At 70.5% G+C, this 14,712-nt stretch carries 17 protein-coding genes and 1 other RNA gene; 9 read left to right on the top strand and 9 right to left on the bottom strand.

From position 1 onward, the window contains the following. Positions 1-141 precede the first annotated feature (141 nt). From ACF08W_RS14430 to ACF08W_RS14420, 3 genes are all read left to right on the top strand, one after another. The gene (locus ACF08W_RS14430) at positions 142-1,677 is read left to right on the top strand and encodes an APC family permease (protein WP_392279397.1); all 1,536 of its coding nucleotides are present in this window, start codon (positions 142-144) and stop codon (positions 1,675-1,677) included. Beyond that, a complete protein-coding gene (locus ACF08W_RS14425) occupies positions 1,677-2,777 on the top strand; it encodes an alcohol dehydrogenase catalytic domain-containing protein (RefSeq protein WP_352273674.1) in 1,101 nt (366 codons plus the stop codon). Before ACF08W_RS14430 ends, ACF08W_RS14425 begins: the two co-directional genes overlap by 1 nt. Before the next feature lie 87 nt (positions 2,778-2,864). Then, a complete protein-coding gene (locus tag ACF08W_RS14420; protein ID WP_392279396.1) occupies positions 2,865-4,199 on the top strand; it encodes an NAD-dependent succinate-semialdehyde dehydrogenase in 1,335 nt (444 codons plus the stop codon). A 132-nt stretch (positions 4,200-4,331) separates the two neighbouring features. Here the strand turns inward: ACF08W_RS14420 and ACF08W_RS14415 are convergent, their stop codons facing one another. Both ACF08W_RS14415 and ACF08W_RS14410 read right to left on the bottom strand, forming a co-directional pair. Next, complete coding sequence (locus ACF08W_RS14415; protein ID WP_392279395.1) at positions 4,332-4,811, bottom strand: TrmO family methyltransferase; 480 nt, start codon at positions 4,809-4,811, stop codon at positions 4,332-4,334. Between the two features lie 30 nt (positions 4,812-4,841). Then, positions 4,842-4,991, bottom strand: a complete 150-nt coding sequence (locus ACF08W_RS14410) for a hypothetical protein (RefSeq protein ID WP_392279394.1) — start codon at positions 4,989-4,991, stop codon at positions 4,842-4,844. A gap of 476 nt (positions 4,992-5,467) precedes the next feature. On the opposite strand from ACF08W_RS14410, the gene ACF08W_RS14405 reads away from it, so the two are divergent. From ACF08W_RS14405 to ACF08W_RS14385, 5 genes are all read left to right on the top strand, one after another. Continuing rightward, the gene (locus tag ACF08W_RS14405) at positions 5,468-6,688 is read left to right on the top strand and encodes a helix-turn-helix domain-containing protein (protein WP_392279393.1); all 1,221 of its coding nucleotides are present in this window, start codon (positions 5,468-5,470) and stop codon (positions 6,686-6,688) included. 170 nt (positions 6,689-6,858) lie between these two features. After that, on the top strand, positions 6,859-7,056 hold the full coding sequence (locus tag ACF08W_RS14400) for a hypothetical protein (RefSeq protein WP_392279392.1): 198 nt from the start codon (positions 6,859-6,861) through the stop codon (positions 7,054-7,056). Beyond that, complete coding sequence (locus tag ACF08W_RS14395; RefSeq protein WP_392279391.1) at positions 7,053-7,397, top strand: DUF6415 family natural product biosynthesis protein; 345 nt, start codon at positions 7,053-7,055, stop codon at positions 7,395-7,397. Before ACF08W_RS14400 ends, ACF08W_RS14395 begins: the two co-directional genes overlap by 4 nt. A 116-nt stretch (positions 7,398-7,513) precedes the next feature. Then, entirely contained in the window at positions 7,514-7,780 is a 267-nt protein-coding gene (locus ACF08W_RS14390; RefSeq protein ID WP_392279390.1) for a hypothetical protein, read from the top strand. 3 nt (positions 7,781-7,783) lie between these two features. After that, positions 7,784-8,146: a GNAT family N-acetyltransferase gene (locus ACF08W_RS14385; RefSeq protein ID WP_392279532.1), complete on the top strand. Its 363-nt coding sequence runs from the start codon at positions 7,784-7,786 to the stop codon at positions 8,144-8,146. Between the two features lie 80 nt (positions 8,147-8,226). Here ACF08W_RS14385 and ACF08W_RS14380 read toward each other — a convergent pair whose 3' ends face one another. From ACF08W_RS14380 to ftsE, 6 genes are all read right to left on the bottom strand, one after another. Beyond that, positions 8,227-9,000: a glycosyltransferase family 2 protein gene (locus ACF08W_RS14380; protein ID WP_366296410.1), complete on the bottom strand. Its 774-nt coding sequence runs from the start codon at positions 8,998-9,000 to the stop codon at positions 8,227-8,229. A gap of 182 nt (positions 9,001-9,182) precedes the next feature. Continuing rightward, positions 9,183-9,552, bottom strand: a transfer-messenger RNA (tmRNA) gene (ssrA, locus tag ACF08W_RS14375). 132 nt (positions 9,553-9,684) lie between these two features. Beyond that, on the bottom strand, positions 9,685-10,173 hold the full coding sequence (smpB, locus tag ACF08W_RS14370) for an SsrA-binding protein SmpB (RefSeq protein WP_352273665.1): 489 nt from the start codon (positions 10,171-10,173) through the stop codon (positions 9,685-9,687). An 18-nt stretch (positions 10,174-10,191) separates the two neighbouring features. Continuing rightward, complete coding sequence (locus ACF08W_RS14365; RefSeq protein ID WP_385209701.1) at positions 10,192-11,376, bottom strand: S41 family peptidase; 1,185 nt, start codon at positions 11,374-11,376, stop codon at positions 10,192-10,194. Between the two features lie 68 nt (positions 11,377-11,444). Then, positions 11,445-12,362, bottom strand: coding sequence for a permease-like cell division protein FtsX (gene ftsX / locus ACF08W_RS14360; protein ID WP_352273663.1), 918 nt, complete (start codon positions 12,360-12,362; stop codon positions 11,445-11,447). 23 nt (positions 12,363-12,385) lie between these two features. Continuing rightward, positions 12,386-13,075, bottom strand: a complete 690-nt coding sequence (gene ftsE / locus ACF08W_RS14355; protein WP_148838248.1) for a cell division ATP-binding protein FtsE — start codon at positions 13,073-13,075, stop codon at positions 12,386-12,388. A gap of 270 nt (positions 13,076-13,345) precedes the next feature. Here ftsE and ACF08W_RS14350 point away from each other — a divergent pair, with 270 nt between their 5' ends. Beyond that, complete coding sequence (locus tag ACF08W_RS14350; protein ID WP_352273662.1) at positions 13,346-13,546, top strand: hypothetical protein; 201 nt, start codon at positions 13,346-13,348, stop codon at positions 13,544-13,546. A 113-nt stretch (positions 13,547-13,659) separates the two neighbouring features. On the opposite strand, the gene ACF08W_RS14345 is transcribed toward ACF08W_RS14350, so the two are convergent. Beyond that, positions 13,660-14,523, bottom strand: a complete 864-nt coding sequence (locus ACF08W_RS14345) for a hypothetical protein (protein WP_392279389.1) — start codon at positions 14,521-14,523, stop codon at positions 13,660-13,662. Between the last annotated feature and the right edge of the window lie 189 nt (positions 14,524-14,712).

Here is a 14,712-nt window from a genome sequence, read left to right as displayed (position 1 = left end):
GGCTCTACAGCCAATACATGGTCGCCCCTCGAACGACCACCGTGGCACCGGCCTCGTAGCCGGTGGGAACGGCAGGCCGGCGACCGACCTCCACCTGTGGGCGCCGCCGGACGCGGGCCCTAGCAATGCCAGGAGTACAACGTGGACCACAACCGCGCCGATGCCGGCGACCTGGCTGAGTACGGCTACCAGCAAGAGCTGAAGCGCACCCTCTCCCCCTGGGCCGTATTCGCTCTCGGCTTCGCGACGATCTCCCCGGTGGTCGGCATCTACGCCGTCGTCCAGCTCGGGTTCGTCTTCGCCGGACCCACCTGGATCTGGGCGGTCGTCGTCGCCTTCCTCGGACAGCTGCTGGTCGCCACGGTCTACGCCGAGCTCTCCTCGCAGTTCCCGATCACCGGCGGCGTCTACCAATGGGTCCGCCGGCTGGGCGGGCCCCGGCTGGGCTGGCTGGTGGGCTGGATCTACCTCGCCTCGGCCATCGCGTCGCTGACGACCGTGGCGTACCTCGGTTCCAGCTGGCTGCACATGCTCTTCAGCGACGCGGAGCTCTCCCCCGCGACCCACGTCCTGCTCGGCGTGGTCTTCATCGTCGTGGCCCTGGGCATCAACCTGCTCGGCGTCAACCCGGTCAAGCACTTCCTCAACGCGGGCATCGTCGCGGAGGGCGTCGCCTCCATCGCCATCAGCGTGTTCCTGCTGGTCTTCGCCCGCAACAACGGCTTCGGCATCCTCTTCGACACCCTGGGCGCGGAATCCGCCTCGGGCGGATCCGCCGTGGCCGGGTTCGTGACGTGTCTGGCCGTGGCCGGCTGGGCCTTCCTGGGATTCGACGCGACCACGCAGGTCGCCGAGGAGACCGAGCAGCCGCGACGCAGCGTGCCCCGGGCGCTGCTGCGCAGCTACGTGTTCGTGGCGTTCACGGTGCTGCTGACCTCGGTCGCGGTGACGTTCTCGCTGCGCCGCCCCGAGGACGCCGTCTCCGGCAAGACCGTGGACCCGGTCTTCGACGCGGTGACGCAGAGCCTGGGCGGCTGGAGCGAGAAGCCGTTCGTCGTCGTGGTCCTGGTCGCGTTCTTCGCCTGCGCCATCTCGATCCAGACGTACATCGGGCGGGCCGTCTTCGCTTTCGCCCGCGACCGGCAGCTTCCCTGCTCCACCCAGCTCGCCAAGGTCGGGGAGCGCCAGATCCCCTGGGTCTCGCTCACCGTCACGGCCGTCCTGGCCGGTCTCGGCCTGCTGCTCGGGCTCAACGGAAACGCGGCGGCCACGCTGATCTCCTTCGGCTCCGGCGGCTTCTACCTCATCTTCCTGACCGTCGCCCTCGTCGCGCTCTACGCACGGCTGCGCGGCCGGTGGAACCCGGCCGACGGCGAGTTCCGCCTGGGCCGGGCCGGCCTGGTGGTGAACGTCCTGGCCGTGGTGTGGCTGCTCTTCGAGGCGGTCAACATCGCCTGGCCCCGCGCCGAGCTCGCCCCTCCGTCGGGCAGCTGGGTCCAGGTCTGGGCCGTGATCGTGGTCTTCTCCGCGCTGCTGGTCGTCGGCCTGGTCTACATCGCCGTCGCCAAGCCCCACACCCGCCTCGCGTCCCCCACCAACCCGTCCGGGAACGCCCCCACCTCCGGGAACACCCCGTCGTCGAACACCTCGCCGTCCGAAGAAATCAAGGCTCTCTGATGTCCGCGAACCTCTCCCCCGCCATCGCCTACGACCCCGTCGCGGGCCTGCACACCCGCCAGGTCTCCCACCGGCCCGCCGGACCGGGCGAGGTGGAGATCGACGTCCGCGCCGCCGGGGTCTGCCACTCCGACCTGCACATCCTGACGGGCGACTGGCCCAGCGACCGCCCCCTCGTCCTGGGCCACGAGGCCGCCGGTGTGGTCACGAACGTCGGCGGCGGCGTCAGCTCGGTGAAGCCGGGCGACCACGTCGTCCTCTCCTGGTTCGCGCCCTGCCGCCGCTGCCGCAAGTGCCTGGCCGGGATGGCCTGGCTCTGCACCGGCACCCAGGCCGTGGCGAACACCCTGCCCGACGGCACGACCCCCATCACCGACGCCGACGGCGAGGAGGTCTGGCCCTACCTCGGCCTCGGCGCGTTCACCAGCCGGGTCGTCGTACCCGAGTCGGCCGCCGTCAAGGTCCCCGACGAGCTGCCGTTCGGCATCGGCGCCCTCCTGGGCTGCTCCATCTCCACCGGGATCGGCGCCGCCATGAACACCGCGGGCGTCCGCCCCGGCGAGTCCGCGGTCGTCATCGGCGCCGGCGGGGTGGGCCTGTCCGTGGTGATGGGGCTGCGGCTGGTCGGGGCCGACCCGATCGTCGCCGTCGACCTCTCGCCCGAGCGCCTGGCCGCAGCCGAACGCTTCGGGGCGACGCACACCCTCGACGCCGCCACCACCGACGTGGCCGCCTGGTGCCAGGAGGAGCTGGGCGGCGCCGACTACGCCTTCGAGGCCATCGGCAGCCCCAAGGTCATCGAGACCCTTCCGGCGATGCTCACCTCCGGCGGGGCGGCCGTCCTCGTCGGCATGGCCCCCGTCGAGGCGACGGGCGCGTTCAACCTCTTCGACCTCGCCGACCAGGGCAAGCGTATCCTCGGCTGCAACTACGGCTCCAGCGTCGGCGCGATCGACATCCCCAAGCTGGCCCGCCTGTACCTGGCCGGCAGGCTGCCGCTGGACGAGCTGATCGGCAACGTCCGTCCGCTCGACGAGGCGGCCGCCGCGTTCGAGGACCTGAAGTCCGCCGTCGGCGCCCGGACCATACTCGAACCGTAGGACTTCGCCGTACCGGCCCCGCGCCCCACCCGGACGCGGGACCGGCCACGGCACCGGCACCACTCCCCCGCACTTCCTGGAGACCCGATGTACGCCGTCACCGACCCCTCCACCGGCACGACCGCCCACGCCTACCCGACCGCCACGGACGCCGAGGTGACCGCGGCCGTCGACGCCGCCCACGCCGCCACCGCCTGGGGGCGCTCCACCACCGTCGCCGAGCGGGCCGCGCTCCTGCGCCGGCTCGGTGACCTGCACGCCGAGCACCGCGCCGAGCTGGCGGCGGGCATCGTGCGCGAGATGGGGAAGCCGCTCGAAGAGGCGGAGGGCGAGATCGACTTCTGCGTCGACATCTACCACTACTACGCCGACCACGCCGAGGGCTTCCTCGCCGACGAGGAGCTTCCCGTCACCTCCGGCCCCGGCCGCGCCGTCGTGCGCCGCGGCCCGGTGGGCGTCCTGCTCGGCATCATGCCGTGGAACTTCCCCGCCTACCAGGTCGCCCGGTTCGCCGCGCCGAACCTCGCCCTGGGCAACACCATCGTCCTCAAGCACGCCCCGCAGTGCCCGGCCACCGCGGCCCTGCTGGAGCGGCTCGTCGCCGAGGCCGGCTTCCCCGTCGGCGCGTACGTCAACGTGTACGCCACCAACGAGCAGATCGCCGAGGTGATCGCCGACCCGCGCGTCCACGGCGTCTCCCTGACCGGCTCGGAGCGCGCCGGTGCCGCCGTCGCCGAGATCGCCGGGCGGCACCTGAAGAAGGTCGTCCTCGAACTCGGCGGCTCCGACCCGTTCATCCTGCTCTCCACCGACGACCTCGACGCCGTCGTGGACTCCGCCGTCGCCGCCCGCCTCGACAACACCGGCCAGGCGTGCAACGCCGCCAAGCGGTTCGTCGTCGTGTCCGACCTCTACGACACGTTCGTGGAGAAGTTCACCGCCGCGCTCCTCGCCCGCCAGTCCGGCGCCCCGCTCTCCTCGGTCGCCGCGGCCGACACCCTGGAGCGCCAGGTGGCCGCCGCCGTCGCGGAGGGCGCCACCCTCCACACCGAGGGCGAGCGCAAGGGCGCCCACTTCCCGGCCGGAGTCCTCACCGGCCTCACCACCGAGCACGCCACGGCCCGCCAGGAACTCTTCGGCCCGGTCGCCATGGTCTTCCGGGCGGCCGACGAGCAGGACGCCCTGCGGATCGCCAACGACACCCCGTACGGCCTCGGCTCGTACGTCTTCACCACCGACCCCGAGCAGGCCGCCCGCGTCGCCGACGGCATCGAGGCTGGCATGGTCTTCGTCAACGGCGTCGGCGCCGAGGGCGCCGAACTGCCCTTCGGCGGCATCAAGCGCTCCGGCTTCGGCCGCGAGCTGGGCCGCCCCGGCATCGAGGAGTTCGTCAACAAGAAGCTCATCCGCACGGTCGCGTAACACGACCGGGCCCGAAAGCCTCCGCCCCGCGAACGGTCTCGCGGGGCGGAGGCTTTCGTACGTCGTACGCGAGGAACCCGCGGGCGTCGTACGCGAGCAACGCGCGGGCGTCGTACGCGAGGAACGCGCGGGTCAGTCCCGGGCCGGGGCGTAGTAGTCGCCGAGCATGTCGCTGACCCACCGGGGCTGCCGGACCTCGCCCCGGGGCCCCATCTCCTCGAACCACGGCTTCACCTCGATCACCGGGGTGCCGTCCACCGCGTCGAGATCCTCCACATGAAGGTCCAGCCCGTCCACCCCGACCAGTCGGCAGCGCGAGACGCCCAGCCAGTTGAGGCGACGCATGTTGCGATGCCCCACGAACCCGACCTCGGGCCAGTCGGGATTGTCCCGGGGCCGCCGGGCCCGGAGCGGAAGATCGGCCGGGTCGGTCAGATGGAACCGGAAGACCACATCGAGGTGCGAGAACTCCTCCAGCCCCTTCGTCGCCTCCACCGGGAAGGCCCCGTCCAACCGGATGATCGCGCGCGTACCGCCCCAGTAGTCGTCGGTCGGCTCCGCCCGCCCCCCGACGACGTATCCCAGAGCCTCGACCTCGAACTTCTCTGCCATCAGGTTCCTTTCGCTGTCAGGCGGTAGCGGTCAGGCACGGATGTCGGCGACACCCTCCGCAGTGATCTCATGCGCGATCACGGCCCCGGGCTCGGGCACCACGGGAAGCTTCGTGTCCTCGAAATGAGCCTTGGCGTACCCGATCGCCTCGCCCTGCCGGGTGGCGCTGCCGAAGTACAACAGGAGCGGGTGAGCCCGGCAGCGCGCCCCAAGGGCCGGATCACACTCCTGCGGTCACCCCGGCCCCACGACGGCGGCACCTTCCCCGCTCGCCCCTCTTCCCCCACTCGCCCCTCTTCGACAGCAACCCGGGAAAGGCAACCCCCGATTCCGCACGGCCGACGACGGCGCGGCAGGGGCCACGTCAGCCACCTCCGGGCATCCCTCGGTGAATCGGGAGCGTCGCACCCGGACCCGGCCCGCAGGCCCTTCGGGGCCGAGGACACGGAAGCCGGGTTCGACCGCGTGACAGGTCAACAACGTTGGGGCACAAGGTGGTTGACCGGAACAGGCCCGCAGACACGGACCGCAGGAATCGCGAGGCCGAGAGAGTCCGAACCGCGCGATCCACCCCGTCGACGGCGCGCGAAGCCGCATCCCCCGCCGCATGCCGACGGGTACCGTCCCAGTACGCGACTACGAGGACGGAGCACAGTATGTCCACGCCCACCGGCGTCGGGACAGGGGCACGGATCGCCGCGTACCGGCGCCTGCACCGCCTGACGCAGAAGCAACTCGCCACCAAAGCAACCGTCTCCTACTCGCTCCTGGTCAAGGTCGAACAGGGTCGCCGCCCCGCCAGCGGCTCGTTCATCGCGGCCGTCGCACGGGCCATGGGTGTGCCCGTCACCACCTTCACCGGCCAGCCCTACGCGGCCGACCACGCGCACGACCGGCTCGACGGCCCCCTGACCGACCTGCGTGCCGCACTCGACAACTACGACTTCCCGCTCGACGAACTCCCCGTAAGGCCCCTGCCGGACATCGACGCCGACGTTCACGCGGTGCTCCTCGCCCGCAGGAAGGCGAACTTCGGGCGGATCGTCGCCATGGCACCCCCGCTCATCGACGAACTGGTCCAGGTCTCCCAGACCGCGCAGGGCCGACCGGCCGAGGAGGCGCACCGGCTGCTCGCGCACGTGTACCGGTCCGCCTACGACGTGGCTTACGGGCTCGGCCTGTCGGACCTGGTGGCGCTACTGCTGTCGCGCATGGACTACTCCGCCCAGCGCGCGGGCGACCCGTACCTGATGAGCCTGTACGGCTACATGCGCGCCTACTCGACCTTCGCCACCGGGCGGCACGAGGTCGGACAGAAGATCACCGCAAGGGCGCGCGAGACCGTGGAACCCGGCGTACGTGCCGGTGAACTCCCCGCTCTCTGCTCCGCCGGGAACCTGCACCTGCGCGCGGCGATGCTGGCCACCCGGCAGGGCGACGCCGACTCGGCCCGCAACGAACTGGCCGAAGCGCGGCGCCTGGCCGAACAGTTGGGGCGCGAGGTGGTCGGCGGCGCCCGGGACGGAGCACACGTCCAGTCGTTCGGTCCGACCAACGTGGCCATCCACGCGGCGGCGGCGGAGATGGAGTTGGGCAACCACGGAAAGTCCCTCCAGCTCGCCAAGCTGGTACACCCCCCGGCGGACTACTTCCCGGACCGGCTCGGCCACTTCTGGATCGACACCGCCCGCTCCCAGCTCTGGACCGGCAGGACCGACGCGGCACTCGCCTCCCTGCTCAAGGCCCGCAAAGCAGCGCCGCAGCAGGCCAAGTACCACCCGTCCGTACGCGAAACCACCGCCGGCCTGGTACGCGCGGCCCGCCGCACCCCGGAAGCCCTCATCGGCTACGCCTCCTGGTGCGGCGCCCAACTCTAGAGGCGTTACGCCGGAACGCCTGCGAGAGGACTGCCGCACGACGCCCCGGACTGTCACAACGTGTGCCAGTTCCGGGGCGTCGTCGCGCGTTCACTGAGTGTCAGTATCAGGCATCGCCCTCCGACCCCGCCGAAAACGGTCGGAGGAGCCCGCAGAACACGGAGATCGGCATGGAACCCCAGTCCGCCCGTTCAGAGCCCCCGCTCCCGGTCCACACCCCCGACTCGAACCTGCCCGGCAGCCACCCGTCCGCCGAACTGCTCGCCCGGGCCCAGCACGGCTGGGACACCTTCCTCGCCCGCACCGGGCCGCTGCCGGGCGAGGACATCGAGCACGGCCGGTACGACCACGAGAGCGCCGAGCGGTGAGTGCCGCGCCCGACACGCTCCCGACCGCGACCGACATGGCCCGGGACGTGGACCTGGCCCTCGCACTCGCCCGGAGCCGGCCGACGGGACCGGTGGCCGGCGAGGTCCGCAAGCGGCTCCGCTCCCACCTCGGGCTCCTCACCGACCCGGCCGAGGAGTACGCGAAGGGCCTGGCCGACTCCCGGGCCCGGGACATCGCCGTCGCCACCGTGGCCCACGCCCGCGGCCTGCTCCGCGACCGGGACGGCGACCCCGCCGCCATGCTCCGACTGCTCGCCAAGGCCGTCGACCACCTGATGCGGTACGCCTCCCACACCCGGCGACACGGGCAGCGGGCGTGATCGGCTCCTCCGCCGACGCCTCACGGCAGCGACGGACTCCGTCCGATCACCTTCCCCGGAAGCCGGAAGAGGGAAAGACCGCCGCCTCGTCCTGGAAAGAGGTGGCACGGAGGAGGATGTCGCCAACGAATCGACGCAGGCATGCACCCCCGCCATCACGATCGGAGGCCCCCATCACCAGCCCTGACCCGATCCTCTGGATCAGCACCGACAGCTGCGCCCTCGGCCCCTACCGGTCCGATCTCGTCGAGACCTACTGGCGGTGGGAACAGGACCCCGCGCTCCTGGTCGGTTACGGGCGGCAGGGGCCCGAATCGCTGGAGGCCCGGACCGAGGGCATGGGGCACCAGCTGCGTGGCGGGAACATCCGCTTCACGGTGTAGGACCTGACGGGCGACAGCGCGGTACCGGTCGGCGTGAGCACCCTGCTCCCGGACCACGGCGTGAGGACGGCCGAGTTCGTGATCATGCTCGCTCCCGAGGCACGCGGACACGGGCTGGGCCGTGCGGCCACCCGGCTCACGCTCGACTACGCCTTCCACGTGACGAACCTGCGCATGGTGTGGCTCAAGGTCCTCGCGCCGAACGTCGCGGCGGTCCGGGCCTACACCGGGGCGGGCTTCCGCGAGGTCGGGACGCTGCGTCGGGCCGGGTACTGGCTCGGGGAGGTCTGCGACGAGATCGTCATGGACGCGATCGCACCGGAATTCGACGGCCCGTCCGCCGTGAAGAAGCTCTTCGCTCCATGAGCCCGGCGCACGGCCCTCCCCACCGGTACGGGAAAAGCCTCCGCCCCGCGAATCATCTCGCGGGGCGGAGGCGGAACGGCTCAGATCCGCGAGTTCCGCAGCGACTGCCACACCGCGCCGGTCAGCGCCCGGGTCGCCCGGGGCACCGACAGACCCTCGTGCTCGCGGTACAGCGCCCAGTTGTACTGGACGAGTGACAGCTTGTTGGAGGACAGCGAACCCGCCTGGTGGGCCCGGTACACCGCCAGCGGCTCGGTCAGCCCCCGGGCGTCGGCGCCGTCGCGCATGATCGACAGCCACAGGGCGTAGTCCTGGCGCTTCCGCATCTCCGGCATCAGCCGCGTGCCGAGGACGTTGCGGTCGTACATCGCGGTCAGGGCGCCGATGTAGTCCCGGACCAGCATCGCCCGGTAGTCCACATGTCCTCGTGCCCGAATGATGCGCCCGTTCGGGACGAAATCGACGCTTTCTCCCGCGTAATCGGCGTCCATCTTGTAGTACGAGGTGAACGTCAGCGGCGCATCGCCCTCCGCGGCGAACGCGAGCTGTCGTTCGGCCTTCTCCGGAAGCCACATGTCGTCGCTGTCGAGGAAGGCGATGTAGTCGCCCCGGGCCCGCTCGATGGCGAGATTGCGCGCCCGACCGGCACCGCCCTGCTCGGGCGCCGACTCCGGCCGTACGCGCTCGTCCTGCCGGGCGAACTCCATGAGCATGTCCATGGAGTCGTCGGTCGACTTGTCGTCGGTGATCAGCAACTCCAGGTCGCTGTGGGTCTGCGTGAGCACCGACCGCACCGCCGCACCGAGAGTGGCCGCCGAGTTGTACACGGGCATCACGACGGATACCAGGGGCACTGCGCTTCTCCTTGCTCGCCAGGAACGTCAACCCATTCAAGCACTGCAATCGAACAGGGGCGGACCACGCGGGCCGCCGCCCCCCGTCCGCCGTCCGGTGCGAGCCGCCCCCGCCCTGCGGGCAGGCATGAAAAAGCCTCCGCCCCGCGAAAAATCTCGCGGGGCGGAGGCTCACATGGGAATTGTGGAGATGGCGGGAATCGAACCCGCGTCCAACGGTGCAGAACCAGGGCTTCTCCGTGTGCAGTCCGCTGCGATTTTCTCGGCCCCGGAGATCACGCGGACAAGTCTCCGACGGGCTCAGTCACTGTTTGATTTCCTTCTAGGCCCCGTGACCGGGTCTAGAAGTTTAGATCCCTTGATGATGCCAGGATCCGGGTCGGGATCACCCCCGGGCTGACACTTCGCAAGTCGCTACTTAGGCAGCGAGGGCGAAGGAATCGCGCTTGGAGTTGGCGATTATTGGTTGCGACATATGGTTTACGAGATCATTGCCGCTTCCTCGACACGCTTCCCCTGCTTCGACATCCGCTGTCGAAACCGATCATCCCCATGTTGTTTTTTCAAATGCGCGCACCCGCTGTGGAGTGCGTTGCCATCGTACGTGACCAACGTGCGACGATGCCAGCCTATTCCTGACGGACGGCCGACTGGCCGACCGGAGGCGGACCGCGAGCGCGGGTCTCAGGCGCTGCGCTGGCGACGGCGGGCGGCGGAGATCGCGCGGTTGGTCTCGCGGAGGTCCTGCTTCTCGCGCAGGGTCTGCCGCTTGTCGTACTCCTTCTTGCCCTTGGCGAGGGCGATCTCGACCTTGACCCGGCCGTCCTTGAAGTACAGCGCGAGCGGGACGATCGTGTGGCCCGTCTCGCCGGACTTCGACTCCAGCTTGTCGATCTCGGCCCGGTGCATCAGCAGCTTGCGCTTCCGCTTCGCCGAGTGGTTGGTCCAGGTGCCCTGCACGTACTCGGGCACGTGGATGTTGTGCAGCCAGGCCTCGCCGCCGTCGATCTGGACGAAGCCGTCCACCAGGGAGGCCCGGCCGAGCCGGAGCGACTTGACCTCGGTGCCCATGAGGACGAGACCGCACTCGTAGGTGTCGAGAATGTGGTAATCGTGCCGCGCCTTCTTGTTCTGCGCGATCATCTTGCGACCGGTGTCTTTTTCCTTAGCCATAGTGCGGCCATTTTCGCACTACGAACCGCCCCCGAGGCCACTCAATACTGTCTCCGCCCGCTGCTCGGCCCGGGAGCCGACCGCGAGGTCCGGGGTGATGCCCCGGCCGTCGACGCCGCGCCCCGCCGGGGTGCGGTAGTGGCCGACGGTCAGCTCGGCCACCCCGCCGCCCGGGAGCCTGCTGGGCATCTGGATCGAGCCCTTGCCGAAGGTCCGTGAGCCCACGGTGACGGCACGGCCCCGGTCCTGGAGCGCGCCGGTGAGCAGCTCGGCGGCGCTCATCGTGCCGCCGTCGACGAGGACGACGAGCGGGCGGGAGGTGTCGCCGCCGGGCTGCGCGTAGAGGGCGCGCTGCTCGCCGTGCACGTCGTACGTGGCGACCAGGCCGCCGTCCAGGAAGGCGGAGGCGGCGGTGACGGCCTCGGTGACCAGCCCGCCGGAGTTGCCCCGGAGGTCGAGGAGGACCCCGGCGTCGGCGGGGGCTGTCCGGACCGCGTCGCGGACCTTGGTGCCCGAGCCCTTGGTGAAGGAGTCGACCTCGATCAGTACGGCCTCGGGCCCGGGGCGACCGGCGCCGATCCGCCGTATGGTCACGGCCTCGGTGGCCAGCCTGGCCCGGCGCAGCGTCTCGGTCCGGGCGCCGCCGGCCCCTTCGACGCCCAGGGTCACCGTGCTGCCCTCGGCGGCCTCCGCACCGTCGCCGCGCAGCAGGGCGACGACCTCGGCGACGGGGCGGCGGTCGACCCGGTGGCCGTCCACGGAGCGCAGCAGGTCGCCCGGCTCGATGCCCGCCCGGGCGGCGGGGCTGCCGGGCTGCACCCGGGCCACCTCGACCCGCCCGTCCTCGGTGCGCCGTGCGGAGATCCCGACGCCGGTGTACGTACCGTCCAGCGCCTGCTCGAACTCCGCGTACTGGCGCTCGTCGTACACCGCGCCCCAGCGGTCCCCGCTGCGGCTGACGACCTCTTCGGCCGCCTCCTTGCCGGACTTGCCGTCGGCGATGGCGCGCGCGGCGGCGGCGGTCACGTCCTCGCCCTTGACGGTGGAGGCGACGGAGCGGGTGGCGAGCGCGGCGGGGGTGTGAGCGTCCCGGGGCAGTACGCCGGTGGCCGCACCGGCCGTCAGTACACCCGCGAACACCAAGGTCAGGGCAGCCCCGCGGCGCATGCCGCGGGGCCCGAGACACTGTGTGGGGCCCGACATGTCGCCGAGTCTAGGACAACGCCCCCGGGGCGCACGGCTTGTTGGCCGCGCGCCCCCGGGGGCGCATGTCACACCTTGAGGTACTTGCGGAGCGCGAAGAGCGCGGCGACGGCGGGCATCAGCAGGCCGATCGCCAGGACCAGGGGCAGCTTGGTGAAGACCGCGTCCCAGCCGATGAACTCGATCAGGTTCAGCTTGCTCTGGAGGGCCAGGCCGCCGTCGATCAGGAAGTACCGGCCGGCCAGCAGCATCACGCAGGCCAGCACGCCGCCGATGAGTCCGGCGAACGCGGCCTCCATGATGAACGGCATCTGGATGTAGAAGCCGGAGGCCCCGACGAGCCGCATGATCCCGGTCTCGCGCCGTCGGCTGAACGCGGACACCCGGACGGTGTTCACGATCAGCATCAACGCGATGACGAGCATCAGCGCCATCACGAAGAGGGCGGCCACGTTCATGCCGTTCATCAGACCGAAGAGATTGTCCAGGATGCTTCTCTGGTCCTGTACGGACTGCACCCCGTCACGGCCCGCGAAGGCGGTGGCGACGACCTTGTACTTCTTCGGGTCGTGGAGCTTGACCCGGTACGACTCCTGCATCTGGTCGGGCGTGATGTTGCTCGCCATGGGCGAGTCGCCGAACTGGTCCTGGTAGCGCTTGTACGCCTGGTCGGCGGACTCGTAGCTGACCGTGTCGACGACGTCCATCTTCTCGAGGTCACTCTTGATCTGCTGCTTCTGCTCGGTGGTGACCGCACCCTTGGCGCACTTCGGCGTCGAGGTCACATCGGCCTTGCTGCAGAGGAAGATCGAGACGTTGACCTTGTCGTACCAGTAGTCCTTCATCGTGCTGACCTGCTCGCGCATGAGCAGCGCGCCGCCGAACAGGGCGAGCGAGAGGGCGACGGAGACGACGACGGCGAAGGTCATCGTGAGGTTGCGACGGAGGCCGACGCCGATCTCCGACAGGACGAACTGGGCGCGCATGGCGTCCTTTCAGTGCTCGGTGCTCAGTGCTGGTAGCCGTAGACGCCGCGCGCCTGGTCGCGTACGAGACGGCCCTTCTCCAGCTCGATGACGCGCTTGCGCATCTGATCGACGATGTTCTGGTCGTGGGTCGCCATGATCACGGTGGTGCCGGTCCGGTTGATCCGGTCCAGCAGCTTCATGATGCCGACGGAGGTCTGCGGGTCGAGGTTGCCGGTCGGCTCGTCCGCGATCAGCAGCATGGGACGGTTGACGAAGGCCCGCGCGATCGCCACGCGCTGCTGCTCACCACCGGAGAGCTCGCCGGGCATCCGGTCCTCCTTGCCACCGAGGCCGACCAGGTCGAGGACCTGGGGCACCGCCTTGCGGATCTCGCCGCGCGGCTTGCCGATGACCTCCTGCGCGAACGCCACGTTCTCCGCGACGGTCTTGTTGGGCAGGAGCCTGAAGTCCTGGAACACCGTGCCCAACTGGCGGCGCATGTGCGGCACCTTCCAGTTGGACAGGCGGGAGAGGTCCTTGCCCAGGACATGGACCGCGCCCTGGCTGGCGCGTTCCTCACGGAGGATGAGTCGCATGAAGGTGGACTTGCCGGAGCCGGAGGAGCCCACCAGGAAGACGAACTCGCCCTTCTCGATATCGAGGGACACATCCCGCAGAGCGGGGCGGCTCTGCTTCGGGTATGTCTTGGAGACGTTGTCGAATCGGATCACGGATGCACCACGGTCGGCCGGGAGTAGGTGTGCGTGACCATACGCGAACCGGACTCAGGCGTGCAGGCGCACGTCCGGGGATGGGCGATTTGTGTCGGAACGGGGCCGCCCGGACGCAGGACGTAAGTATGACGGAACAGGTGATCTCCGGCGGGCCGCGCCGAAACCCGCGCGAGCTGGCACAGTGGGAGGGGAACGGTTGCGTTTCCACGAGCGTTGTGCGGAGCGTCCAGCGGGTCGCGGCTCCGCCGCGCGGGAGGAGGAAGGCGCATGACCTACGACCGACTGGTGTGCGCGAACTGCGCGGCGCCCGTCAGCGAGGGCCGGTGTCCCGTGTGCCGGGCGAGCCGTGAGCGGCTTCAGCGGGAGCAGGGGCAGGGGATGTTCGCCGGGCTGAGTCCGGTGATGCTGGTGGCCCTGCTGGTGGTGCTGGTGGGCGCCCTGGCACTGCTGGCGCACCAGGGCGCGTAGGCCCTCACCCCTTCCGGGCACGGTACGTACGTCGAGGGGCCCGGGATGCCGAATGGCGTCCCGGGCCCCTCTGTGCCTGTGCGCCGGGCACTGCCCGGCGCGGACGGCGATCCTTAGACGGCCGCGCGGCCGCTCATCAGGCGCGGCAGGATGCGGAAGCCGATGCCTCCGGCGATCATCGTCGCGGCACCGACCACCAGGAAGGTGGTCTCGGCGGCGCCGGTCTCGGCGAGCTCGTCCTTGCCCTTGCCCTGCTCGACCGGCTGGTTGCCGGCCGAGTCGGGGGTGGTGTTGTCCGCGCACTTGGCGCCGTCGAGGTCGACGGTGCAGGAGTCGTCGCCCCCGCCGGTCACGGAGCCGCCGGTGGCGCCGCCGTTGCCGGTGGAGCCGCCCTCGGTGCCACCGTTGCCGCCGGTGGAGGAGCTGCCACCGTTGGAGGAGCTACCGCCGTTGCCGGAGGTGCCGCCGTGGTTGCCGGAGCCGCCGGTGGAGGAGTTGCCACCCTGGTTGCCGTTGCCACCGTTGGACGAGTTGCCGCCCTGGTTGCCGTTGCCACCCTGGTTGCCGTTGCCGCCGGTCTCGTTGCCGCCGGTCTCGTTGCCACCGGTCTCGTTACCGCCGGTCTCGTTACCGCCGGTCTCATTGCCACCGGTCTCGTTACCGCCGGTCTCGTTGCCACCGGTCTCGTTACCGCCGGTCTCGTTACCGCCGGTCTCGTTGCCACCGGTCTCGTTGCCACCGGTCTCGTTACCGCCGGTCTCGTTACCGCCGGTCTCGTTGCAGCGCGGGTCGATCGGGCTGCACTCGCCGTCGCCGTCCTCGCCGCCGCCGGTGACCTCGGCCTTGGCCGACAGTCCGGCGACGTTGACATCGACGCCGACCGCCGAGGCGACGCCGGCGGCGGTGAGCGAGGCACCCGCTGCGATGACCGCACCCGCGGCGATCCGCGCGACGCGAACGCGCGTCTTCTTCGTCATGTGCTGCTACCCCCAGTAGCTGATCTCGTCAGTGGAGCAGCCATATGCGGGCCCCGGTTCTCCGGAGTTCGCTCCGAACGGCGCCCCACAGAGTCATGGTCATGCCGCCCGCCCCCGTTCACACCTGTCCCAGACATACGCATGCTGCCCTAGCACCTTGGCCACGGTTAAGGACTACGTCAAGGCCGT

The sequence above is a fragment of the Streptomyces sp. NPDC015144 genome (assembly GCF_043079735.1).
In the GTDB taxonomy this organism is placed as follows: domain Bacteria; phylum Actinomycetota; class Actinomycetes; order Streptomycetales; family Streptomycetaceae; genus Streptomyces.
Note: the sequence above shows the minus strand (reverse complement) of the source record. Positions and strands in the feature narration are given on the sequence as shown.

Coding starts and splice junctions, on each gene's coding strand:
- ACF08W_RS14350 (WP_352273662.1), top strand. CDS start 13,346: ATGACCTACGACCGACTGGTGTGCGCGAACTGCGCGGCGCCCGTCAGC.
- ACF08W_RS14420 (WP_392279396.1), top strand. CDS start 2,865: ATGTACGCCGTCACCGACCCCTCCACCGGCACGACCGCCCACGCCTAC.
- ACF08W_RS14425 (WP_352273674.1), top strand. CDS start 1,677: ATGTCCGCGAACCTCTCCCCCGCCATCGCCTACGACCCCGTCGCGGGC.
- ACF08W_RS14345 (WP_392279389.1), bottom strand. CDS start 14,523: ATGACGAAGAAGACGCGCGTTCGCGTCGCGCGGATCGCCGCGGGTGCG.
- ACF08W_RS14405 (WP_392279393.1), top strand. CDS start 5,468: ATGTCCACGCCCACCGGCGTCGGGACAGGGGCACGGATCGCCGCGTAC.
- ACF08W_RS14400 (WP_392279392.1), top strand. CDS start 6,859: ATGGAACCCCAGTCCGCCCGTTCAGAGCCCCCGCTCCCGGTCCACACC.
- ACF08W_RS14390 (WP_392279390.1), top strand. CDS start 7,514: ATGTCGCCAACGAATCGACGCAGGCATGCACCCCCGCCATCACGATCG.
- ACF08W_RS14415 (WP_392279395.1), bottom strand. CDS start 4,811: ATGGCAGAGAAGTTCGAGGTCGAGGCTCTGGGATACGTCGTCGGGGGG.
- ftsX (WP_352273663.1), bottom strand. CDS start 12,362: ATGCGCGCCCAGTTCGTCCTGTCGGAGATCGGCGTCGGCCTCCGTCGC.
- ACF08W_RS14365 (WP_385209701.1), bottom strand. CDS start 11,376: ATGTCGGGCCCCACACAGTGTCTCGGGCCCCGCGGCATGCGCCGCGGG.
- smpB (WP_352273665.1), bottom strand. CDS start 10,173: ATGGCTAAGGAAAAAGACACCGGTCGCAAGATGATCGCGCAGAACAAG.